A 22,846-nucleotide genomic window follows, 5' to 3' on the forward strand; every position below is an offset into this window, starting at 1 on the left:
CCCCCTCCCTCGGCTCCGTCCCCCCTTCCCCGATCGGAGAGACATGACGACGACCTCTGACCCCGACGAGCAGCCCGGCACCTTGATGACCGACGAGGACTACGGGGCCCTGCGTGCCTCCGCATCCCTGTGGGCAGGAACCTCCGTGCTGATCACCGACCAGCGCGGGCAGGTCCTGGTCGAGCACGTCGACTACCTCAACACCTGCCTCCTGCCGGGCGGCGCCGTCGACAAGGGCGAATCCCCCTCCCACGCCGCCGGCCGCGAACTGCAGGAGGAGCTCGGCATCACCGCGACCGTCGACCGCGGCCTCGCCGTCGACTGGATCTCCGCCGACAGCTCCAGCGCACCGCCCGCCATGCGGTTCCCCGGCGAGATCCTCTACGTCTACGACGGCGGTACCTGGAACGACCACCAGATCGCCGCCATCCGTCTGCCCGAACACGAGATCAAGGCCATCGAGTTCGTCGAACCCGCCCGCCTGCCCGACCTCATGTCCCCGAGAGACGCGCGCCGGGCCCTGTCCGCGCTCCGCGCACGCATCAACGCCGGCGGCGCCGTGATCCTGGAGCACGGTCTCCCGATCGCGCCCACCGTCCTCGACAGCACCGGCGTCCTGCGCACCGTCCGGACCCAGCACCACTACGCCTTCCGTCCCGGCCCGGTCCCGGACGGCCTCACGGTGCGCCAGTCCTGGGGCTGGCTGTTCGCGCCGGACGGCCGCGTCCTCGTCCTCCTCGAACCCGACACCGGCGCCGCCTGCCTCCCCGGAGGCACACCAGAACCCCGGGACCACGACGACCCCGTCGCCACCCTGGTCCGCGAAGCCGCCGAAGAGGCCACCGCCCAGTTCGGCGAACCGCTGTTCCTCGGTCACCTTACCGACCACACCGAGCCGTACGCGCGCGTCCGATACGCCGCCGCCCTCACCACCATCGGAGCCATGCGAACCGACCCCGCCACCAGCCGCACCTACACCCGCGCCCTGGCAACCCCGGAGCAGGTCCTGGAGCTGTTCGACTGGGGTTCGTCGGCAGCCGACCAGCTCGCCGCCGTCCACCAGGCCCGCGAGCACCTCGGCCTCCCCAGGGCCGCACCCCGGCCCTTCACCGAACTCACGGACCCCACTACCTGGTAAACGCGCCGTCGCCCCATCCCCGAAACCCGAAAGCGAGCGGCGAAATCCATGTCCGGCACAACCCGCCGCTCCGGCCAGACCGGCCTCACGGGCCGCAGCGACACCACGAGCGGCCCGGCCACGGACCGGCGCTGCTCGCCAGGACTGCCGACCCGGCGGCCGTGAATGCGTCCACCGTGCTCATGGATACGTATGTGGGGCCCGAGTACTGACCCCGGTGCCGGAGAAGGGCCAGGACCGAACTCGGGCCCCACATGGACGGGACCTGCCGGAGGCTAGCCCGCGTGGGCCGGCGCGTCGACCGCCCCGGTTTCGCGGTCATCGCCCGCCGGGCCCGCCACCGCGTCGCCCTGCCGACCGGGCGCCTTGGCGTTGATGAAGACGCCCGCGACCACCGCGGCCAGCAGCATGATGCCCGCGGAGATCCAGGTCGCCACGGAGTAGCCGTGCACCGTCGCCTCCGCCAGTGCCGCCTTCACCTGCGGCGTCTGCTGGGCGGGGTTGACCCGGTGGTCCGTCAGCCAGCTCGTGGTCGCGCTGGCCGCGATCGTGTTGAGCAGCGCGGTGCCGACCGAACCGCCCACCTGCTGCGTGGTGTTGAGGGTCGCCGAGGCCGCTCCCTGCTCGTGCGGGGCGACGCGGCTGGTGGCCGTGGAGATGGCCGTCATGAAGGTGACGCCCATGCCGAGGCCCATCATGCAGATGCCGGGCAGGACGTGGCTGGAGTAGGTGGCGTCGACGTCCATGGAGGCCAGGAAGGCCAGGCCGCCGGCGGCCAGCGTCAGGCCGGGCATGATCAGCACCCGGGCCGGCACCTTGTGCAGCAGCCGCGCCGAGATCTGCGTGGAACCGATGATCATGGAGGCGGTCATCGGCAGGTAGGCCACACCGGTCTTCAGCGGCGACCAGCTCTTGATGCCCTGCAAGTAGTAGGTCAGGAACAGGAAGACACCGAACATGGCGATAGTCACCAGGGCCATCGTCAGGTAAGCGCCCGCCCGCTGGCGGTCCTTGACGATGTGCAGGGGCAGCAGCGGCGTCCGGACGCGGGTCTGCCACAGGTAGAAGGTCCCGAGGATCACCACGCCGCCGATCAGCAGGGTCAGCACCCGCGCGTCGCCCCAGTCGCGGGACTCGGCCTCGCTGAAGCCGTAGACGATGGACAGCACTCCGGCGGTGCCCAGCACGGCACCGAGGATGTCCAGTTGGGCGCCGGGCCTGCGGCCCGGGTCCTTGAGCAACACGACCGCGCCGACCACCGCGAGGGCGGCCACCGGGGCGTTGACGTACAGGCACCAGCGCCAGTCCAGGTACTCGGTCAGGAAGCCGCCGACCAGCATGCCGATGGCGCTGCCGGCGCCGGCGATGGCGCCGAACACGCCGAACGCCTTGCCGCGTTCGCGCGGGTCGGTGAAGGTCGTGGTCATCAGGGACAGCGCGGCGGGGGCCAGCAGCGCTGCGAAGACGCCCTGCAGGGCCCGGGCCGCGAAGAGCATGCTGGGGCCGGTGGCGGCGCCGCCGAGCGCGGAGGCCCCGGCGAAGCCGATCAGGCCGATGATGAAGCTGCGCTTGCGTCCGAACAGGTCGCCGAGGCGTCCGCCGAGCAGCAGCAGGCCACCGAAGGCGAGGGTGTAGGCGGTGATGGCCCACTGCCGGTTGCCGTCGGTCATGCCGAGGTCCCGCTGGGCGGACGGCAGGGCGATGTTGACGATGGTCATGTCCAACACCACAATCAGCTGGGCGAGGGCGATGACCACCAGGCCCCACCAACGGTGGGGGTCGGGGGGCGGCGGGGCGTCTCCCGTCTTGTCCAGGGATATGTCGGGGTTGACGCGGCCGTTTTCGGGCAGGGATGTGTCGGCCATGTGTCGGGCTACCTTCTACTTGTACGTGCTCGGGGTCGGTTCGTCTCAACTCGTGGTGTTGCGTGCCGCCCGGATCGTTCGCGCGGCGTCCTGACGAACACGAGACGCCGGCGCCTCGATTTCTGTGACAACGCGGTCATGTGACGTGGACCACTGATCGTGGATGTCACAAAACGGTGGGGGCCGGCGTCTTGTGCGTGTGGCAGTGCTGAGAGCGATCAGGCAGGAGCCGGGCATGAGCGAGCGCAGCGAACGACCTACGGACGCAGGCGAGCCACGCGATCGCGGCGACCGCGTGGACTCCGCCACCGCGGCGTTCCTTGCCCACCGCAACCTGCTGTTCACCGTCGCCTACGAGATACTCGGCTCTGCCACCGACGCCGAAGACGTCCTGCAGGAGACCTGGCTGCGATGGGTGGGCGTCGATCTCGACACCGTGCGGGAGAAGCGTGCCTACCTGGTGCGGATCGTCACCCGGCAGGCGCTGGACCGGCTGCGTGCGCTCGGCCGGCGCAAGGAGTCCTACGTCGGGCCGTGGTTGCCCGAGCCGTTGCTGACCGCGCCTGATGTGGCCGACGATGTCGAGTTGGCCGACAGCGTCTCGATGGCGATGCTACTGGTGCTGGAGACGCTGGGGCCGACCGAGCGGGCGGTGTTCGTGCTGCGCGAGGTGTTCGATCTGGAGTACGACGAGATCGCCGAAGCCGTCGGAAAGACCCCCGCCGCCGTGCGCCAGATCGCGCATCGGGCACGGGCACACGTCGCCGCGCGCCGGCCACGCGGCACCGTCTCCCCGGCCGAGACCCGAGCCGCACTCCAAGCCTTCCAGCGAGCGATCGAAACCGGCGAGCTGCAAAGCCTGCTCGACATCCTCGCGCCGGACGTCGTCGCCCTGAGCGACGGCGGCGGAGTCAAACGTGCCCTGCAGCAGCCCGTCCTGGGGGCCGACAAGGTGGCTCGCTTGCTGGCCACCGGCTGGCGCCGGCGCGGCGCCGAAAGGTCGGTCGAGCTGGTACAGATCAATGGTGGCCCGGCTCTGCTCGTCCGACTCAACGGGGAGATCGACGGCGTGCTGGCGGTGCGGGTCGAGAACGGCTACGTCACTGGTCTCTACCACGTGCGCAATCCCGAGAAGCTGTCGCGTGTGGAACGGCAGACCGCCGTGAGCCGCTGACCCCGGAACGACCTGCAGCCCGCTGCGCCCCGGAGATCACACACGGTCAATGCCACGACCGCCACGCCCAGGAACCTCTGACGGTTGGTCACGCGGCCGCACCGGTCCGGGGCCATGGATGACGCGGGTGCGGTGGCGGGTTGCAAGGGCTGCGTAGGCGGAGGCAGCCTCCGGCGCGTCCTGCGCCACTGGCCTTGTACACGCCGGAATGGCTCCAGTCCGATCTGCGCGGCCGGGTGCAGATCGCAGCCCCCACCACCGGTGGCGGCGGAGTGGCTCCCCCTCCTCTCCGTCGCCACTGCGTCAGGACACCACGCGCAGGTGGGTCGGCCAGCCGATGCGGTCGAGGAGCCGGAACATCTTCTTGATGTCTGTCGGGTTCAGCTTCACGCAGCCGTTGGACTTGTAGTCTCCGACGCCGTCCCAGCGGCGGGGCTCGCTGCCGCCCTGGCTGCCGTCGCGGTTCATCTCGGAGTGGATGAGCATCTCCGTACGCACCAGTGTGCCCTTGGAGCACTTCATGTCCTGGAGGTAGACGGCGTAGCCCTTGATGAACCGGCCGTCGTAGGTACGGGACTTGAGCCTGATCTTCCAGTTGCCGTTCGGCATCCAGCCCTTGGCGCGCGCGCAGTCGTTCTTGATACCGAGGCCCGATCCGGCCCGGTAGACAGCCCAGAGCTTCTTGCCCTGGTAGACGGAGAGCCGCGAGTCGGTGGGGTCGTCCTGGTTCTTGTCGAAGACCAGAGTGGTCGTCGCGGCCGCCGACGGCGCCTTGGCGGGCGCCTCAGCGACGGCGGCCGGTGCCAGGGCCAGCGTGGTCGCCACCGCCACTGCGGTCACGGCGCCTCGCAGGTGACGTCCGTTGCTGCTCATGTGTTCTCCTCGTTCTTCCCGCACAGCTCGGTGCCCCGGCCGCGCATGTGTGGCATGTGTGGTGTTTTGTCGCGTGGGTGGGCGGGCGGCGCGCGCCCATGACCACCGCGGTCCATGTGCCGGCGGGGGCGGGCGGCGTGACCCGCCCCCGGTGCGCGGTCAGGCGATGGCCAGGCGTACCTGTGCCGAATTCGTCCGGGCGAAGGTGAAGGAAAACTGCTGCCGTACCCCGGAGTTGCACGCGGACTTCTTGCGGTAGGCACCGTTGCCGGCGTTGATGCGGACCACGGCGCACTTGCCGTCCATGCGCGTGTCCTGGAGCCAGCCGGCCACCGTCACGCCGCCGCCCGAGCAGCGCAGGCTCCAACTGGCCGACGCTCCGTCGATCACCGGAGACGCGGAGGACGGGCAGGTGGCCGCGCTCGCCGGGCCGGCTGCGCCGACGGCCAGCCCACTGGCGAGAACGACGGCCGACACAACGGACGTGATGGTCTTGCGGACAGCGAACATGAATGCCCCCTTCGGGCGGTGTGCTGACAGGAAGCGGACCGGTACGAGGACCTGGACCTGTCGCCCGCCGACGGGGCGGGCCGTCCGGGAGTGCCGGTCGCAAAACCAGCATCGCCGGGACGACCGGGTGGGAGAAGAGAATCCCGGCTGCTTGCCGAGGCGCATCGATGCACCCTGCATGACAGGGCTCTGACCTGGTGTTATGACCCGATGCACAAGGACTGCACGATCCGGACGGCGTGCCCGGGGGCGGGTGCGCCGTGCTGGCGGCACGCGTGCCGCCCTTCTCAGCTCACTCGGAAGCGGAGCGCTGGGGGCTCGTGCCTCTCTGGTAGTCCGGTGCCTTGACAGGAGGGAGCTGTTTCACCAGCAGGGCCAGCCAGGTGTCCACGTCCACCCGGCCGGTCCCGGACAGGCCATGAGTGCGCTGGAAGAACCTCACGTCCTCGGCGGTCAGCGCGGTGAACCTCCCCGACACCTCAGTGCCGCCCTGGCCCACATTGTTGAGAAGTTCCTGCACGGCCCGCACCTCGAAGGGCTTGGATCCGGGCCCGACCTCCCTCACCAGCTCCGGCCAGGTGAGTTTGCCCACCTTGCCGTCGACCGGCAGGTCCTTCCTGCGCTGGAAGTCCATGACGGCGTCCCGGGTGTCCTCCCTGAAGAAGCCGTCGGCCCGCACCTTGTAGCCGTACGCGTTCAGCAGGTACTGCAGGACGCGAGCACGTGTGAACTGGTCTTCCTCGCTCATGCGCAGCAACGGCCACTCGTACGGCGTCTCGCTCGCAAAAACGGCACCGGCCGCACCGTCGGCCGTGGCCCTGCGGTCCTGGGCGGAGAGCCGTTCGTGGACGACGACTCCGGCGGTGAACGCCAGCACCACGGCCGCCGCGGCCAGGACCGGCCGGAGCCATCGGGAGCGGGGCCGGCCGGATGTGCCACGGGCGTCCGTGTCGCGCGCGGCGGCGGTGCCCGGGGTGGCATCGCCGCCCTCCTTCCCGGGGGCGGCATCGGGTGCAGGGGTTTCGAGGGGCCCAACCGCCGCACCCGCCTGCGCGGCGTGCTCCCCTCCGCCGTCGGCGGCCCGTTGACGGCCGTTCTCCCGCAACGCGTCCCGGCACAGCGCCCGTGCCTGTTCGAGCTCCTCCGCCGGGGCACGCAACTGGACGTGCAGCGCCTCCACCACTCTCAAAGGAGCGGCCGACAGGTGCTTCGGATTCAGGTAACGCGACAGCGTCGTCTGGTCGACCCCCAGCCTCGCGGCCAGCGCCTGCTGCGTCGGCCGGGTGCCGCCGGGCGGGCTCCCGGCCTCCTCCCACCAGCGGCGCAGCAGCCGCGCAAGCTGCACCCCCGCGCCCCGTTCCCGGTCCTGGCCACGCCGCTCCTGCGCCATGTGCATGTCTCTCCCCGTCGTGATGCGGAACAGCCGGGCCTCCGCTCCGCCCGCATAGCGCATAACAGCAGGTCAGGTCTGTGCATGACGGCAGGCGTCGATGCATCGGCCTCAGCGGCGCAGATGGTAACGACGTGGTCGCGGCGTCCGGCACGGCCGCTTACGGGCCGTACACGCCCCCGGCCCGGCTCCGGACGCTCCGTGGCCGTGCGGCTGAGCCGCCCCCGCGCCTTGGGGAGAGCCGGACCGGCAACGCCGCAGGACGGCCTGCGTTCACCCGGACGAGTGTACGGGGCAGCGCGTACCGGAGTGGGTGACTCACTCGCAGGAAGGACTGGCGGGGGCGACGGGACGAGGGCGTCAGCGAGACGGTCCGGCCACCTGCTCGACCGGCACCAGCTCACCCACCGCGTAGGCGGGCTCGGGCAGCATGACCGGGGTCACGGCGCGGAACCGGTGGAGTACGCCAGTACGGCCGTCCGGCACGGTCGGATCGGCGGTGGCGAGCAGGCCCATGCCGCCGAGGATGCCCAGCAGCCTCATGGCCGGAGCACCTCGTACGGGAGGGCGACGGCTTCGCGGCCCTTCGGTGTGCGAATCGTCCGGGCGGCCAACAGGGAGTCGATGACCGCCTCCTCCACGGATTCCAGGACGGCCGCGAACACGATGTTCAGCTCGATCGAAGTCAGCGTCGTAGGGCTGTCGGAGTGGACGGCGGAGAAGGCCATCCCGTAGTCACCGCTGCCGTGGCTGTACGAGGCACCGACCCTGCCCAGGGCGAAGACGCCTCTGGCCGCGATCCGGGAGAGCTGCAGGGCGCTGCACGCGATGTCGAGTGCCACCACGACGACGCACGAGCCGCGTTCGGAGAAAGGTCCCGCCCTGCGTGATCCCAGGCTCTCAGGGGTGATCGTGCGGCCCAGAAGCCGCAGATCTCCACCCATGTTCGCCTGGACGAGCACGCCGACCGTCGCCTCGCGGTCACGCAACTCCACCCGGCGCGAAGCGGTACCGATACCAGCCTTGAAACCCAGTGCGCAGGCCCCTGTGCCGCCGCCGACGTTGCCCATCTCCACCTCGGCGCCCGCTCCGTCCAGGGCGGCGTAGACGTGGTCGGCGGTGACCGGACGCGGGTCTCCTGTCGAGAGCCAGCCGTCGTTGACCTCACCGACCACCGGGTTCACCGAGACGATCGGCTGGCGGGCCCGGTCGAGGAGCCAGCTCAGCAGGCTGTCGGCGACCCGGAAGGTGGACAGCGTGGAGGTGAGCAGGACGGGTGTCTCCAGCTCGCCGAGCTCCATGACCTGAGTGGCGCCGACGAACTTTCCGTAGCCGTTGCCGACGTGGAGCCCGGCGGGGAGGACGCGGGCTTCGGCTTCGGTGAGAGAGGTCGGCACGATGGCGGTGACACCTGAGTAGATGCCCATCGAGTCGTCAGTGACCGTGGTTTGGCCCACCCGGACCCCCGCCACGTCCGTGATTGCGTTACGGGTACCCGGCTCCAGCCGGCCGACCCGGTGGCCGAAGTCCCGCAGGCGTCTTGGCTGCATATGCGTCACCCCTGGATGATCGAGCCTGGAGCGCGCCGACACTTGGTTGTTGCAGAACGAGAGAAACAGGCGCGATGGGGGCGACTGTACAGACCTTTACCCTTCGAAAGCATGACTCCGGTGCCCAGTTGGAGATTGCCGCGTTCACGCCGTGAACGCCACGGCCAATGGCGAACGTTGCCTGTCGGGGCACTGGTCCGTCCGTCCCCCTGTCCCTTGGCCGCGGGGGACGGACAGCACACACGTACTACTTACTGATCGCGAAACGCATCAGGGCATGCTCGTCGCCCTGCTTGATCTTCCCGGTCACGTTGATCACTTCGAGCTTCCAGGTTCCGCCGACTCGCACGGCCTTGGCCACGGCGCAGCCGTTGTCCTGGGTGAGCAGGCTGGGCCAGATGTCTGCGACCTGCTGGGAGCTTCCGCCGGTCGCGTCGTAGACCTTGAAGCTGATGTTGCGCGCCTTCTGGAAGGAACTGCCCTTCTTGAAGGCGGCAGCGACGAACACGATCGAGGTGATGTTGGACGGGATACGCGCGAACTCAACCGTCGCCGTCTCGTCGTCCCCGTCCCCGCGGCCGGTCTGGTTGTCCCCGCTGTGCGCCAGCGAGCCGTTCCCCATGGGGTCCGGAGAGTCCAGGCCGGCCAGGCGCACCGGGTCCGAACCTTGCATGGCGATGGCAATGAGGTCCAGGTCGGTACCGGCCTTGCGGCGGAGCACGCCCATGATTCCGCCGCTGGCGCCCCCAGTCGGGTCCCAGGACACACCGATCGACAGGTGGGTCACTCCGTCCAGGTCCGCCGGGCCGTCTTCCTTGGTAAGCGTGATCACGCGGTCATCCTCTTTACTGAAGGGGCTGCAACACGGAAAGTGTGCCGGGAGCTTGTACTGCTCCGTCCAACGGGTCACCGTCTGCACGCACGAGCCATCGCTCAGGTAAGGCGAGATGCCGCCAGGCAGTCTTCCTCTCCACTGACAGGCAATCAGCCCTACCACCTCCCCCGCGCTCCGACGCCCCCATCGACGTTGCCTGACTTGAGAGCTGCCACGAGGCGACGTCAGCGGATGCCGCCTCGCAACGGAGCAGGCGTTCGCGGGACGCGCGGGCCTTCCGGTCGGAATCGGTCCTGCCCTCCCGGCCGGGGCCTACTTGGTGAGGTGCTCCTCCAGGTCGGCGAGAACTTCCTCGGCGGCCGTCACACCGAGGCCGAGGTACCAGGTCTCGTCCGGGACGTCGTAGGCGTGCCCTGCCTTGACGGCGCCGAGGCCCTTCCAGAGCGGGTTGTTCTGCGCCTTGGACTTGTCGGTGGCCTTCGGGTCGCCGTAGACACCGGTGAAGATGTAGTCGGCGTCGGCCTGGTCGATGTTCTCGGCGCTGACCTCGGCGGCGAGGTCATTGATGTCCTGGTTCTTCGGCCGGGGAATACCGGCGTCCTTGAGGATCGTGCCGATGAACGAGGCATTGGCGTACAGGCGGATGACGCCGTCGGGCAGGTAACGGACCATCGAGACGGTCGGCTTGTCCGTGCCGAGCTTCTTGCCGAGGCCCCTGGCCTTCTTCTCATAGGCCGCGATCTTCTGCTTCGCCTGCGCGGTCTTGTCGAGGGCGGCGGCGTTGAGCAAGTAGTTCTCCTTCCAGGTGAAGCCGGGGCGGAGGGAGAAGACGGTCGGCGCGATCTGTGACAGCTCCTCGTACTTGTCGGCGGCGCGGAGCTGGCTGCCGAGGATGAGGTCGGGCTTGAGCGCGGCGATCGCTTCCAGGTTGAGGTTGTTGATCGTGCCGACGTTCTTCGGGGTGCCCGCGCTCTTCTTCAGGTACGACGGGAGTTCGGGGGATCCCTCCGTGGGCGCGAGTCCGACCGGCTTGATGCCCAGGGACACGACGTTGTCGAGTTCACCGACGTCGAGGACCACCACACGCTTGGGCTGGGTCTTCAACTCGGTCTTGCCCATGGCGTGGTTGACGGTACGGGGCCACTCCCCCGGTGCCGCGTCGGTGCCCATCGCGGCAGTCTTCTTCGCCGCATCCCCGAAGCCCTCACTGCCCTGGGCGACGGACTTCTTGCCGCCCGCCCCGGCCTCGGCCGAGGGCTTGCCGCCCGCGCCCTCGCCATCGGCGGAGGAACCGCCGCAGGCCGTCAGGGCGAGCGCGGCGGCAAGAGTGAGGGCTGCGGCGGCGGCGGTGCGGCGTCCGACAGACATGGGGAGGACTCCCGTCGTGAGGGGACTGAAGAGAAGGCGGGGAACACCGAGGGCAAGAGCCCAGGAAGCCCGCGGATACTTAGGTAAGGCTTACCTTATGAGAACCCCGTGTCCCTGACACATCCGGTGCGTGTGCTTCCGATCACATGCCGCCGGATCGGCCCATTCCCGCTGGGCCGACCGACGGGTCACCAGGCGGCATCCCGCGCCGCCGGGACGGTCGCGCCACCGCCCGCGCCCCCAGGCACGTCGTCACCCGCGCTCGTGCCGTCCGGCGACCGCAAAGGGCCGGGTACCACCATGGGGCCGCCCGTGACCGGGTCCGGCACGACGACCGACGCGAGCCCGAACACCTCCTGAACCAGCTCAGCGGTGACGATGTCGCCGGGCGCCCCCTGCGCGACGATCCTCCCCGCGCACATGGCGATCAGATGGTCGGCGTAGCGCGCTGCCTGGTTCAGGTCGTGCAGTACCGCCACCACCGTCCGGCCGCGTTCCCGGTTGAGTTGGCGCACCAGATCCAGGACCTCCACTTGATGGGCGATGTCCAGATACGTCGTCGGCTCGTCGAGCAGCAGCAGATCAGTGTCCTGGGCAAGCGCCATGGCGATCCACACCCGTTGGCGCTGCCCGCCCGACAGTTCGTCGACTGGACGCTCGGCGAGATCGGCGGTCCCGGTGCGTTGCATCGCCTCCGAGACGGACGTCTCGTCCGTCTCCGACCACTGCTGCCACCACTTCTGGTGCGGCTGGCGCCCGCGCGCGATCAGATCCCCGACCGTGATCCCCTCCGGCGGCACGGGGGTCTGCGGCAACAGCCCGATCACCTGGGCGATCCTTTTGGTGGGCAGGCGGGCCAGTTCGGTTCCGTCCAGCAGGACGGCCCCGCGGCGCGGCTTCAGCAGCCGGCCCAGGGCGCGCAACAGGGTGGACTTGCCACAGGCGTTGGGGCCCACGATGACGGTGACCTTGCCGTCCGGGACATCCAGGTCCAGCTCCTCGACGACCGTACGGTCCTCGTAGGCGAGGGTGAGCCTCCGCGCGGCGAGACGGGAAGGCCCGGGGGCAGTGGGACGGTTGCCGGTCACGCGGTTCCTCCGGAACGACTGCTACGGGTGCGGACGATCAGCCACATCAGATAGGGGGCGCCCACCAGGGCGGTGAACACGCCGACCGGAAGCTCCAGCGGCGAGAGAAGCCTGCGGGCCAGCAGATCCCCGATGACCACGATCAGTGCGCCCATCAGCGCAGAGCACACCAGCGGAATGTGCGGGGCACGGGTGAGCCGGCGGGCGATCTGCGGGGCGAGCAGGGCCACGAAGTCGACAGGACCCGCCGCCCCGGTCGCGACGGACGCCAGCACGACACCAAGGACACTGAGCCCGACCCGGACACGGTCGAGCCGGATACCGAGGGCGATGGCCGTGTCGTCGTCGAACGCCGAGCCGCGCCGCGCGCGGGCCGCCCACAGCAGGAACGGCACCAGCAGCACCAGGACCGTCGCGAGCGGTGCGGCCTGGTCGTAACCGCGGCCGTTGAGCGACCCGGTGAGCCAGGTCTTGGCCTGCTGGGCGACCAGATAGTCGCCCTTGGTCAGCAGCAGCCGGGTCAGCGAACCCAGCGCCACCGAGATGCCGATGCCGATCAGGACGAAGCGGGAGGCGGCCAACCCGCCCCGCCAGGCGAACAGATAGACGAGCAGTGCGGCGAGCAGACCACCCGCCACGGAGACGTAGGGCAGAACGGTGTACGAGGTGAGGCCGAACGTCATCGCGGCGACCGTCGCCGCACCCGCGCCGTGCGTGACGCCGATGACGTCCGGACTGGCGAGCGGGTTGCGTGCCATGGTCTGGATCAGCGCGCCGGACAGGCCGAAAGCGATGCCCACCAGCAGCCCGGTCACCAGTCGCGGCAGCCGCAGCGTACCGACCACCAGACGGTCGGGGCTGGGCAGTCCCAGCAGGACGCGGAGCACCTCGCTCGGCGCGACGAACGACTCACCGACGCACAGTGACGCCACCACGGCACCAGCGAGCAGCACGGTGAGGACGACACCCACCACCAGGGCCCTGCGGTGCACCAGGAAACTGCCTTGCCCGGCCCTCAGCACGGCATGCCCGACGGGCCGGCCACGCGGACGCCCGCTTCCGGTGTCCCCGACGGCATGGTGTCCGCCAGACCCCGCGCGCCTTCCCTGCTCCCGCTGCGCCGCACGCTCCCCTTGATCGATCCGCGTCATGCCGCCACCGCCTTCCGCCGGACCAGCACGATGAGGAACGGCACACCGGCCAGCGCGGTCATCACGGCCACGGGCACCTCTGCGGGCCGCACCACGACCCGTCCGAGCACGTCCGCCAGTAGCACCATCACCGGCCCGAGCAGCGCGGCCACGGGCAGCAGCCAGCGATGGCCCGGTCCGACGAGGGCACGGGCCATGTGCGGCACGGCGAGACCGATGAAGGCGATGGGACCGGCCGCGGCGACGGCGGCACCGGTCAGGACGGTCGCGCCCAGAGCGCCGGTCGCTCGCAGGAGCGCGACGTTGCGACCGAGGCCCCGGGCGATGTCGTCACCGAGCGCGAGCGCGTCGAGGCCGCGTGCCATGGCCAGCACCAGCAGCAGGCCTGCCAGGAGGAACGGCCATACCTGCCCGGCGATCGTGGCGTCCCGGCCGCTGATCGAACCGACGTCCCAGAACCTGAACTCGTCCAAGGCGCGTGCGTCGGTCGTGAGGATGGCCGAGATCAGCGAGGCAAGGAACGCGTTCATCGCGGCACCCGCCAGCGCCAGCTTGACGGGCGACGCCCCACCTCGTCCACTGCTGGCGACGGCATAGATCAGGACCGCCGCAACGCCCGCGCCCACGAATGCGTACCAGACGTACCCGGTCAGACTGTGCACCCCGAGAAAGGCGATGGCGCAGACGACACCCATCGACGCCCCCTGACTGATGCCCAGAATGCCGGGCTCGGCGATGGGGTTCCGGGTAACCCCCTGCAGAACCGTTCCAGCAACAGCGAGCGCGGCCCCGACCATCACCCCGATGACCGTCCGCGGGACTCGCAACGACCGTACGACCTGCGCGTCGGCGCTGTCCCCACCGTGCAGCAGGGCGTCCCAGACCACCGAAGGTGCCACCGCGCGACTGCCCACCGCGAGACTGAGCAACACCGCCATCGACAACAGGAGAAAGGTGGCGACCAGCCACCCGAAGCGGCGTCTTGCAACTCCTGACATGAACCCTCCCCTGCACCACTTAGCTAAGGCTTACCTAAGCTTACGTGGTGTCCAAAACCCGCCCCCACCGCACATCGGAACCGCACAGCCCACACCCGAGCCACACCCGCGCCCCTGCCGACGACGCCGGCCTACGGCGACAGAGGGGCCAATTGGGCAGGAGAGGTGTGCTGTTAGGCTGTCAGCGACGTAGACCGTGTATCGAGGAGTAGCAGACATGGTGGGTGACGACGACATCTCCGGGTGAGATCCGGATCTGACGGCCACCGGACGCGCTGAAGACGCGCCGCCGAAGTGGCCCGTTCGTCGTACCCCTTTTCGCCATGCCTGCCCGGGGCGGAGCTGTCTTCGCCCCCAGCCCTCTCGAGGTCGCTTTCATGTCCGACGCCGCCATCGTCTGCTCGAACCTGTCGTTCGCCTGGCCCGACGACACCCCGGTCTTCCACGACCTGTCCTTCACCGTGACCACCGGCAGCACGGGCCTGGTCGCCCCCAATGGCTCCGGCAAGAGCACCCTGCTCAAGCTGATCGCCGGCGAACTGCGGCCCGCCACCGGCTCGGTGTCCGTCACTGGCACGCTCGGCTATCTGCCGCAGAGCCTCCCCCTGACCGGTGACCTCACCGTCGCCGAGGTGCTCGGCGTCGCCGCGGTGATCCGCGCCCTGGACGCCGTCGAGTCCGGGGACGTGAGCGAGGAACACTTCACCACCATCGGCGACGACTGGGACATCGAGGAGCGCACCCGCGCCCAGCTCGACCGTCTCGGCCTGGCCGGCCTCGCCCTCGACCGCAGCCTGAGCACGCTCAGCGGCGGCCAGGTCGTCTCGCTCGGCCTCGCCGCACAACTGCTCAAGCGTCCCGACGTCCTGCTGCTCGACGAGCCGACCAACAACCTCGACCGGGACGCCCGGCACAAGCTGTACGACGTGCTGGCGGACTTCAACGGCCTACTGCTGCTGGTCGCCCACGACCGCGCCCTACTCGACCGCATGGACGGCATCGCCGAACTCGGCAGCTCACAACTGCGCTTCTATGGCGGCAACTTCACTGCGTACGAGGAGGCCGTGCGCGCCGAGCAGGAGGTCGCCGAGAAGAACGTCCGCAACGCCGAGCAGGAGCTGAAGCGGGAGAAGCGAGAACTACAGCAGGCCCGCGAACGCGCCGATCGCCGCGCGAGCAACGCCGCCCGCAACCTCAAGAACGCCGGGCTGCCGCGCATCTTCGCCGGCAACATGAAGCGCGGCGCGCAGGAGTCCGCGGGCCGGGCCGGCCAGATGCACGCGTCCCGGGTCGGCGAGGCCAAGGCCCGCCTCGACGAGGCCGGGCGTGCGCTGCGTGAGGAGCAGCGCATCACCCTGGACCTGCCCGACACCCAGGTGCCCGCCGGCCGCAACCTCTTCCTCGGCGAGGGGATGCAGGTCCGCCACGATGGGAAGGACGTGTTCACCGAGGGCGGCGTCGACCTCTCCGTACGCGGACCCGAACGCATCGCGCTGTCCGGGCCCAACGGCGCCGGCAAGACCACCCTGCTGCGGCTGATCACCGGTGAACTCGCCCCGGCCAGTGGGGAGATCAAGCGCAGCGACGGCCGCATCGCCTATCTCTCGCAGCGCCTGGACCTGCTGGACCTGGACCGCACCGTGGCGGAGAACTTCGCCGCGTTCGCGCCCGAGCGGCCCGAGGCGGAGCGGATGAACCTGCTCGCGCGCTTCCTGTTCCGCGGTCCCCGGGCTCACCTGCCCGTCGGCGTGCTCTCCGGCGGCGAACGGCTACGTGCCACCCTGGCCTGCGTCCTGTGCGCTGAACCGGCCCCGCAGCTGCTGCTGCTCGACGAGCCGACCAACAACCTCGACCTGGTCAGCGCGGGCCAGCTGGAGAGCGCGCTCAATTCCTACCGGGGCGCGTTCATGGTGGTCAGCCATGACGAGCGGTTCCTCGCCGAGATCGGGGTGAACCGCTGGCTGCGGCTGGCCGACGGAACGCTCGAGGCGACGGGAGCGCCCGCGGTGTGAGCCACCGGCGTGTGCAGCGGCCCGCGTCCGAGGCCCCGTGCCCGGCGGGCCGACCACCGATCACATTGGACGGTTCCCTGTGCCTCAACCCGCTCTGCTCGCCCATGACCTCGTCCGTACCCTGGGCGGCCGCCGCGTCCTCGACGGGGTGTCCCTGACCGCGTCCCCCGGCCACCGCATCGGCCTGATCGGGGAGAACGGCGCCGGCAAGTCCACCCTGCTGCGGCTGCTGGCCGGCGTGGACGAACCCGACGCCGGAAGCGTCTCGCGCCCGGCCGACCTCGGCTTCCTGCACCAGGAGATGCCGTTCGACGCCGAGTCCACCATCGCCGCGGTACTGGACGAGGCGTTGAGCGAGGCCCGCGAGGACCTCGCGCAGCTCGAACGGCTCAGCGCGCAACTGGCCCATGTCCCGGAGGACGACCCGGGCCACCCGGACCTGCTCGACGCATACGGCAGGCGGCTGGAGCAGACCCAGGACCGGGAGTCCTGGGACGCCGACCGCCGGGCGGCCCTGATGCTGGACGGGCTGGGGCTCGGCGCGCTCGCCCACGACCGGACGCTCGGCTCGCTGTCCGGCGGGCAGCGCGGCCGGCTGGTCCTGGCGGCGCTGCTCGTGCGGCGGCCGCCGGCGCTGCTGCTCGACGAGCCGACCAACCACCTCGACGACGATGCTGCCGCCTTCCTGGAGGAGCAGCTGCGCGGCCTGCCCGGGGCCGTGGTCGTCGCCAGCCACGACCGGGCGTTCCTCGACGCCGTGTGCACCGACCTGATCGACCTCGATCCGGCGGTGGACGGACCGGTCCGCTACGGCGGCAACTACAGCGCCTACGTGAGCGAGAAGCGCGCCGAGCGGGAGCGCTGGGAGCGCCGGTACGCCGAAGAGCAGGAGGAACTGGAGGAACTACGACACGGGGCAGGGGTGACCGCGCGCCGGGTCGCACCGGACCGGGGGCCGCGCGACAACGAGAAGATGGGCTACGGCCACCGGGCGGGCCGTGTGCAGAGCCAGATCTCCCGCCGGGTGCGCAACGCAAGCCGGCGGCTTGAGGAGCTGGAGCGCACCCAGGTCGCCGAGCCGCCGCCCCCGCTGCGGTTCGCGACGCCACAGCTGGCCACTCGTACACAGGACGGCCCAAAACCCTTGGTGTCCCTGCAGGACGTACGGGTGCCGGGGCGGCTCGCACTGTCCGGCCTGGAGGTGTCGGCGACCGAGCGGCTGCTGGTCACCGGCGGCAACGGGGCAGGCAAGTCGACCCTGCTTGCGGTACTCGCCGGACGTCTCACGGCCCAGGGCGAAGTACGCAGGCGGCGCGGGCTGACTGTGGGGCTGCTCACGCAGGACACCGTGTTCGAACGGCCCGACCGCACGGTCCGGGACACCTACGCGCTGGCGCTGGGACCGGAGCGAGCCGAGAGGGTGCCGCTTGCCCTCCTCGGTCTGCTGGCCGAGGGGGACCTGGACAAGCCGGTCGGGCAGGTGTCGGTGGGGCAGCGCCGCCGGCTGGCGCTGGCACTGCTGGTGGCCCGACCGCCCCAGCTGCTGCTGCTCGACGAGCCCACGAACCACCTCTCGCCACGCCTGTGCGACGAGTTGGAGGCGGCGTTGGGCAGCGGCCCGGGCGCGATCGTGGTCGCGAGCCACGACCGCTGGCTGCGCCGCCGATGGCAAGGCCGTGAGCTGCTGCTGGAGCCGGGACAGGGACAGTGGAAGGACCGAGCGCCGGTCCGCCAGGGCGAGCTGTGGCGACACCGACGGGAACAGTGACGAGCGGTCGGCGCCTCCATCGGCAGGTTGTGGCCGGCCAGGTCGCGCTGACGTTTGCACTCGGGCCCGCCGCTCTGTACACGAGGTGGCTCAGGAACAGAGCCAAGTCGGACGCCATCACGCACTCCTGTCGTCCGACGCCCTGCTCAGTTGACGGACGGCGGAATCCAGGGAGGGTGAACGGGGGTTGACTCCGGAGTCGGTGTTGCATCTGTCGATCAGCCAGGCGATGTAGTCAAGATGACGCCGGATCCGCTGCGGGAGTGCGGACGCGGCCGTCGCCGCCCGGCCTTCCTGATTCCGGACCGTGCGCCGCACAGATGTCCCGTACCCGCTCCATGCGGAGGAGCTCAACGCCGCTGATGGTCGGCGTTCGGAGTCGTGCACAGGGCGTCGTCGACCAGCTTGCTCTCGGCCTGTGCCACGCGCAGGACGTCGTCCGCGGAATCGGCGAGGACGCCCGACAACGAGACCGTGACGCTGCGCCGGCCATCGGCGGTGACGCCTGCGGCGCTGATCCAGCCGGAATCGCCGCCCTCGTGGCCCCAGTACACCCCGCCGCAGGACAGCGGGCGTGAGAAGAGCCCCAGCCCGCCACGGGCGCCCGGCATGAGCTGCTCGAACTCCTTGCCGACCGGGATGGACTGTTTCATCTGCGTGAGCTGCGCCGGTGGCAGGAGCCGGCCGCCGAGCAGGGCGCGGAAGAATCGGTTGAGATCGGCGGTGGTGGAGACGAGCCCGGCCTCTCCATTGGTGCCCGAGCCGACCTGCTCGGTGACGTCCACGAGCGGCTTGCCGGCCTTGAACCTCTGATAGGTCTCGGCATGTGGCTGGGGCAGCGTGGGTGAAGTACCCGGCCAGAAGGTGTGGTCGAGGCCGAGTGGCCGGACGATCCGATCCCTTACCTCCTCATGCCAGGGGTGCCTGGTGACCCGCTCGATGATCATGCCGAGCAGGACGTAACCGGTGTTGCAGTAGCTCCAGTTCTTGCCGGGTTGGAAGTCCGGGCGGTGGCGCATCGCCCGGGCGACGGTCTGCTCGGGTGTGTAGGTGTCGTATCGGTGCTGGTAGAAGTCGTCCGCGGAGGTGTAGTCCGGGTAGTCGTCGTGGATGCCGCTGGTGTGCTGGAGCAGTTGGCGGATGGTGATCGCGCGACCGTCATTGCCGTTTCCGGACACCACGCCGGGCAACCATCGCTCGACCGGGTCGTCCAGGGAGAGCCTGCGGTCGCCGGCGAGTTGCAGGATCACGGTGGCCACGAACGCCTTGGTGACACTGGCTATCCGGAAGGAGCCATTCCGAGGGACCGGTCGCCGGGCCGTCAGGTCGGCGACGCCGCTGGTGGCGGTCACGTTCCGGCCGTCAGAGGTGACCAGGCGGGCCTGCACTCCCGTCACGCCGAGTGCGGTGATCGCATCGGCGTCGCGCCGGAGCTGGATTCGGTCGTCGTGCTGCCGGGCGGGAACCGCGCCGGGCGCACTGGTGGAAAGGGTTCCGGCCGCGACAAGGGTTCCGGCCACGACAAAGGTTCCGGCCACGATGGCGGCCGGCACCAGGTTCCGTCGGATGGATCGGCCGCGCCGCCATGGTGAATGAATCGGTGAACTCGTCATGGGCGTTGACACTAGGTCTGGCCGAGGTGGGCAGACCGTACCGCTCACTAGTGAGAAAAAGGGGTAGTGGGCTGTAGTGCCAGGCCCGGTCGCCATGGCTCAGACTTGTGCGAATGAACCACTATGGAGCCAGTCGGCTTTCGGCGATGTGGCGCGGTCTGGGTTATCTACTGGGAAGCCTGCTCACCGCTGCGGTCGCCCTGTTCGCGCTGCCCGTACTCATCGTCCCGATGACGGCTCGCGCCTGGGCGTCCTGGCATCGTCGCCGCGCCGACCGGCTGCTGCGTTCTCCGTGTTCTGGTCCCGTCCATGTCGGTACGTGGCGTGTTCTCGGGTGGCTGTGCACATGCATCGTGAGCAGTCTGGCGTTCGGGCTCGTCGTGGTGTTGTGCGCAGGTAACGCGGTGGCCACGGCCATCACGGTGCCCTTGTGGTGGGCGTTGCCCGCCGGCACCCGCGCGGGCGGCTTCGCCGTCGGTGTTCCACTGTCCGGGTGGGGCACGGCGCTGACCCTGGGGACCGCACAAGTCGTCATCTTCTCGGCCCTGACCTACTGGTTGGTTCCACTGCTGGCGCGCGTACACGCCCGGATGTGTGTTGCGTTGCTGTCCCCCTCGGCCGCCGAGAAGTTGGCGCAGCGTGTGGAGACGCTGACCGAGACGCGGGCCGGCGCCATGAACGCGCACGGCGCGGAACTCCGCCGGATCGAACGTGACCTGCACGACGGCACCCAGGCCCGGCTGGTGGCCATCGCGATGCGGCTGGGCGTGGCCCGTGAGTCGCTGAGCGAGGACCCCCAGATGGTGGCCAGACTCTTGGCGGAAGCGCATGAGAGTACCGAGGAGGCCATGACGGAGCTTCGTGCGGTGATCCGGACGATCTACCCGCCGATCCTCGCCGATCGCGGCCTCGCCGGGGCGCTGACCGCGCTGGGGACCCGATCGGCGATCGACACCACCCTCGATATCGGCGGCCTCGGCACGATCACGATCCCCGCCGCGGTCGAGGCCGTGGCGTACTTCACGATCGCCGAGGCGCTCACCAACGCTGCCAAGCACAGCCAGGCCACCCGGACCACCGTCCGCGTCGCACACGACGGTGACCGGCTGTCGATCGAGGTCACCGACGACGGAGTCGGCGGCGCCGACGAGACGCTGGGTACCGGCATCGCCGGAATCCGCCACCGTGTCCTGGCGCTCGACGGCACCGTCCACATCCACAGCCCCGGCGGCGGCCCGACCACGATCACTGTGAGCCTGCCATGCGGGTCGTGATCGCCGAGGACAACGTCCTGCTGTCCAATGGGCTGGAACTCCTGCTGACCGCCAAGGGGTTTCACGTCGCCGCGATCACCCAGGACGCCCCCGGCTTCGTCGCTGCCGTCACCGAACACCGACCGGACGTCACCATCGTCGACGTACGGCTACCGCCAACCTTCCGCGACGAGGGCATCCACGCCGCCATCCGCGCCCGCCGCGAGCACCCCGGCCTGCCCGTGCTCGTCCTCTCCCAATACGTCGAGCAGCAGTACGCCGGCGAGCTGATCTCCGATGGACGCGGCGGCGTCGGCTACCTTCTCAAGGACCGGGTGAGCCGGGTGAGCGAGTTCATCGACGCGCTGCGGCGGGTCGCCGCCGGCGGTACCGTCATGGACCCCGAGGTGATCGGGCAGCTCCTCACCCGTCACGCCCACGACCCGATTGCCGCCCTCACGCCACGCGAACGCGAAGTTCTCGCCCTGATGGCCGAAGGAAAGGACAACGCCACGATCGCGGCCCGGCTGGTCATCACCGAGAACGCCGTCCACAAGCACATCGGCAACATCTTCGCCAAGCTCGACCTCTCGCCGGCCGACAGCGGCCACCGCCGCGTCCTCGCAGTCCTCACCTATCTCAGCCGCCACTGACAGTGGAGGCGGAGACGGGTCCGGTGAGGCTCCGGGCGGCCACCTCGCGGGCCAGTTCCGGGCACGACCAGCGTGACAGCGGGGTTTCCGTCTCGGCAGGTAACTGGCAGGCGAGTGCTTTGACTTCGGCGGCCTGCAATGGCGTGAAGGAGAAGGGCCGACCCGACCGCTTGCGATCGGCCGGGGCGGCCAGAGCACCGACGACAAACCGGCCGCGCCAGGTACGCACCGTGTCCACGTGCAGGCCCGTCTCGGAGGCGATCCGGGGCATTGGCCTGCCCCTGGGCCGCCGGCAGCACCGCCGCCGCCCGCCGTCGGAGCTGGTGGGGGGTCTTGTGGCCGAAGGCCATCCTCCTCAGACGGTGACGCTGGGAGGCAGTCAGGGATATCGGGCGGGCGACGGCAACGGACTTAGCAGGAAGGCCGATCAGCAGAAGTGGATCACAACGGGTCCTAGCCTGCCGCACCCGGCCCGGACACTATCGGGCAGGACGGCCGCCCGCGCCCACACCACGGGATTCGACCAAGCTCTCCGCCCGGCAGCTGACCGCCAACGCCCAACAACCGACCGGCCGCAACTGACGGACCCACACATCCGCAGCGCCTTCTCCTACGACGAACTGGCCGCCCGTGAGCTCGTCAAGCTTATGTGCTCCAACTCGCGGACACGTCGAGGGCCGCATTCGTCAGACTCCGGCCACCGTCAGTCGTCCAGGAATCCGGTGACAAGGTCGCGGAACGCCGTCGGCTCGTCGATCCAGGGCCAGTGCCCGCACCCGGAGAGTATCTCCAAGCGGCCGACCGGGTAGCAGGACGCGACGCGACGCGGCGTCCTGACACCCGCCACCCCGTCCTCGGAACCGGCAACCACCAGCACCGGGCTGAGTACGGCAGCACGACGAGCGACCGCAGTTGCAGCGGCCGCTCCGGAGACCGGGCGCACGTAGAAGGCCTCACGCAGCCACGACGGCGGCTGCGGATAGGTGGCTTCGGCCTCGTAGTGCCTGCGCGTCGCATCCGACCATGCGCCGTAACTCCAGGGCTGCGCCCCGGCCGCCAACGCCTCGGCACTGCCCGGCTCATCGGCACGCCGTGTCCGGATCACCGTCACCTCAGCTTCATCCACCTCCCTGGAGACCAGGCCGACAGGGGTGATCAGTATGAGTCTGCCCAACTTCTCCGGGTGGTCGGCCGCGAACGCCTGAGCGGTCAGAGTGCCTGCCGAGTGGGCGAGCACATCCAGGCGTTCGATCTCCAGCTGCCGCCGCAGTTCCTCCAGGTCGCGGGCCTGCTCGGTGAAAGCACAACTGGCACGGTCCGTCGGGACCTCAGACCGCCCAGCGGCACGGCCATCCAGCATCACCAGAGTGCGGAAGCCGTCCAGACCGCTGAGACTACCGAGGTCGCGCACGTCCGCCCCAGGCCCGCCGGCCAGACAGACCAGCGCGGGGCCCCTCCCGGTAACCGAGTAGAACAACGTCGTTCCGTCATATGAGTTGAAGTAAGGCACCCAGCCATCCTCGCAGAGCAGGACCCCTCGCCTGCCTGCAGTCCCTCGGGATTCGGGGACACTCACTCCCTGCGTGGCCATGCGCGCGATGAGGCTC

At 69.9% G+C, this 22,846-nt stretch carries 20 protein-coding genes; 6 read left to right on the forward strand and 14 right to left on the reverse strand.

Going from position 1 to position 22,846, the window contains the following annotated elements; translation table 11 throughout:
- The first annotated feature begins 43 nt into the window (after positions 1–43).
- Complete coding sequence (locus BIV24_RS26335; protein ID WP_071368948.1) at positions 44–1,138, forward strand: NUDIX hydrolase; 1,095 nt, start codon at positions 44–46, stop codon at positions 1,136–1,138.
- 275 nt (positions 1,139–1,413) lie between these two features.
- On the opposite strand, the gene BIV24_RS26340 is transcribed toward BIV24_RS26335, so the two are convergent.
- The gene (locus BIV24_RS26340; protein ID WP_071368949.1) at positions 1,414–3,003 is read right to left on the reverse strand and encodes an MFS transporter; all 1,590 of its coding nucleotides are present in this window, start codon (positions 3,001–3,003) and stop codon (positions 1,414–1,416) included.
- A gap of 235 nt (positions 3,004–3,238) precedes the next feature.
- Here BIV24_RS26340 and BIV24_RS26345 point away from each other — a divergent pair, with 235 nt between their 5' ends.
- Complete coding sequence (locus BIV24_RS26345; RefSeq protein WP_071368950.1) at positions 3,239–4,177, forward strand: RNA polymerase sigma-70 factor; 939 nt, start codon at positions 3,239–3,241, stop codon at positions 4,175–4,177.
- A gap of 303 nt (positions 4,178–4,480) precedes the next feature.
- On the opposite strand, the gene BIV24_RS26350 is transcribed toward BIV24_RS26345, so the two are convergent.
- From BIV24_RS26350 to BIV24_RS26395, 10 genes are all read right to left on the reverse strand, one after another.
- Positions 4,481–5,050 carry a L,D-transpeptidase family protein gene (locus BIV24_RS26350; RefSeq protein ID WP_071368951.1) on the reverse strand — a complete coding sequence of 190 codons (570 nt, stop codon included), beginning with the start codon at positions 5,048–5,050 and terminating at the stop codon, positions 4,481–4,483.
- A 159-nt stretch (positions 5,051–5,209) separates the two neighbouring features.
- Complete coding sequence (locus BIV24_RS26355) at positions 5,210–5,560, reverse strand: hypothetical protein (RefSeq protein ID WP_071368952.1); 351 nt, start codon at positions 5,558–5,560, stop codon at positions 5,210–5,212.
- Positions 5,561–5,852: 292 nt separating this feature from the next.
- Positions 5,853–6,956: a peptidoglycan-binding protein gene (locus tag BIV24_RS26360; RefSeq protein ID WP_245766947.1), complete on the reverse strand. Its 1,104-nt coding sequence runs from the start codon at positions 6,954–6,956 to the stop codon at positions 5,853–5,855.
- A gap of 354 nt (positions 6,957–7,310) precedes the next feature.
- On the reverse strand, positions 7,311–7,493 hold the full coding sequence (locus BIV24_RS26365; protein ID WP_071368953.1) for a hypothetical protein: 183 nt from the start codon (positions 7,491–7,493) through the stop codon (positions 7,311–7,313).
- Positions 7,490–8,500, reverse strand: coding sequence for a P1 family peptidase (locus tag BIV24_RS26370; protein WP_071368954.1), 1,011 nt, complete (start codon positions 8,498–8,500; stop codon positions 7,490–7,492). Before BIV24_RS26370 ends, BIV24_RS26365 begins: the two co-directional genes overlap by 4 nt.
- A gap of 247 nt (positions 8,501–8,747) precedes the next feature.
- The gene (locus BIV24_RS26375; protein WP_071368955.1) at positions 8,748–9,332 is read right to left on the reverse strand and encodes a TerD family protein; all 585 of its coding nucleotides are present in this window, start codon (positions 9,330–9,332) and stop codon (positions 8,748–8,750) included.
- Positions 9,333–9,647: 315 nt separating this feature from the next.
- The gene (locus BIV24_RS26380; RefSeq protein ID WP_071368956.1) at positions 9,648–10,703 is read right to left on the reverse strand and encodes an ABC transporter substrate-binding protein; all 1,056 of its coding nucleotides are present in this window, start codon (positions 10,701–10,703) and stop codon (positions 9,648–9,650) included.
- Positions 10,704–10,891: 188 nt separating this feature from the next.
- The gene (locus tag BIV24_RS26385; protein WP_071368957.1) at positions 10,892–11,791 is read right to left on the reverse strand and encodes an ABC transporter ATP-binding protein; all 900 of its coding nucleotides are present in this window, start codon (positions 11,789–11,791) and stop codon (positions 10,892–10,894) included.
- Positions 11,788–12,783 (reverse strand): FecCD family ABC transporter permease, encoded by a 996-nt coding sequence (locus tag BIV24_RS26390; protein WP_342745283.1) that lies wholly within the window; start codon positions 12,781–12,783, stop codon positions 11,788–11,790. The genes BIV24_RS26385 and BIV24_RS26390 overlap by 4 nt, the downstream gene beginning before the upstream one ends.
- Positions 12,784–12,938: 155 nt before the next feature.
- Entirely contained in the window at positions 12,939–13,940 is a 1,002-nt protein-coding gene (locus BIV24_RS26395) for a FecCD family ABC transporter permease (RefSeq protein WP_071368959.1), read from the reverse strand.
- Between the two features lie 377 nt (positions 13,941–14,317).
- Here BIV24_RS26395 and BIV24_RS26400 point away from each other — a divergent pair, with 377 nt between their 5' ends.
- Positions 14,318–15,952, forward strand: coding sequence for an ABC-F family ATP-binding cassette domain-containing protein (locus tag BIV24_RS26400; protein WP_071368960.1), 1,635 nt, complete (start codon positions 14,318–14,320; stop codon positions 15,950–15,952).
- Between the two features lie 79 nt (positions 15,953–16,031).
- The gene (locus tag BIV24_RS26405; protein ID WP_071368961.1) at positions 16,032–17,720 is read left to right on the forward strand and encodes an ABC-F family ATP-binding cassette domain-containing protein; all 1,689 of its coding nucleotides are present in this window, start codon (positions 16,032–16,034) and stop codon (positions 17,718–17,720) included.
- Positions 17,721–18,070: 350 nt separating this feature from the next.
- Here the strand turns inward: BIV24_RS26405 and BIV24_RS26415 are convergent, their stop codons facing one another.
- Positions 18,071–19,240, reverse strand: a complete 1,170-nt coding sequence (locus BIV24_RS26415) for a serine hydrolase domain-containing protein (RefSeq protein WP_071368976.1) — start codon at positions 19,238–19,240, stop codon at positions 18,071–18,073.
- A 206-nt stretch (positions 19,241–19,446) separates the two neighbouring features.
- Between BIV24_RS26415 and BIV24_RS26420 the strand changes: the two genes are divergently transcribed.
- Both BIV24_RS26420 and BIV24_RS26425 read left to right on the forward strand, forming a co-directional pair.
- Entirely contained in the window at positions 19,447–20,607 is a 1,161-nt protein-coding gene (locus BIV24_RS26420; RefSeq protein ID WP_079168545.1) for a sensor histidine kinase, read from the forward strand.
- Positions 20,595–21,239 carry a LuxR C-terminal-related transcriptional regulator gene (locus BIV24_RS26425; RefSeq protein ID WP_071368964.1) on the forward strand — a complete coding sequence of 215 codons (645 nt, stop codon included), beginning with the start codon at positions 20,595–20,597 and terminating at the stop codon, positions 21,237–21,239. Before BIV24_RS26420 ends, BIV24_RS26425 begins: the two co-directional genes overlap by 13 nt.
- Here the strand turns inward: BIV24_RS26425 and BIV24_RS26430 are convergent.
- Positions 21,226–21,510 (reverse strand): helix-turn-helix domain-containing protein, encoded by a 285-nt coding sequence (locus tag BIV24_RS26430; RefSeq protein WP_071368965.1) that lies wholly within the window; start codon positions 21,508–21,510, stop codon positions 21,226–21,228. The genes BIV24_RS26425 and BIV24_RS26430 overlap by 14 nt on opposite strands.
- 432 nt (positions 21,511–21,942) lie before the next feature.
- On the reverse strand, positions 21,943–22,749 hold the full coding sequence (locus BIV24_RS26435; RefSeq protein WP_071368966.1) for an alpha/beta fold hydrolase: 807 nt from the start codon (positions 22,747–22,749) through the stop codon (positions 21,943–21,945).
- Between the last annotated feature and the right edge of the window lie 97 nt (positions 22,750–22,846).

It is taken from the genome of Streptomyces colonosanans (assembly GCF_001866645.1).
GTDB lineage: Bacteria > Actinomycetota > Actinomycetes > Streptomycetales > Streptomycetaceae > Streptomyces > Streptomyces colonosanans.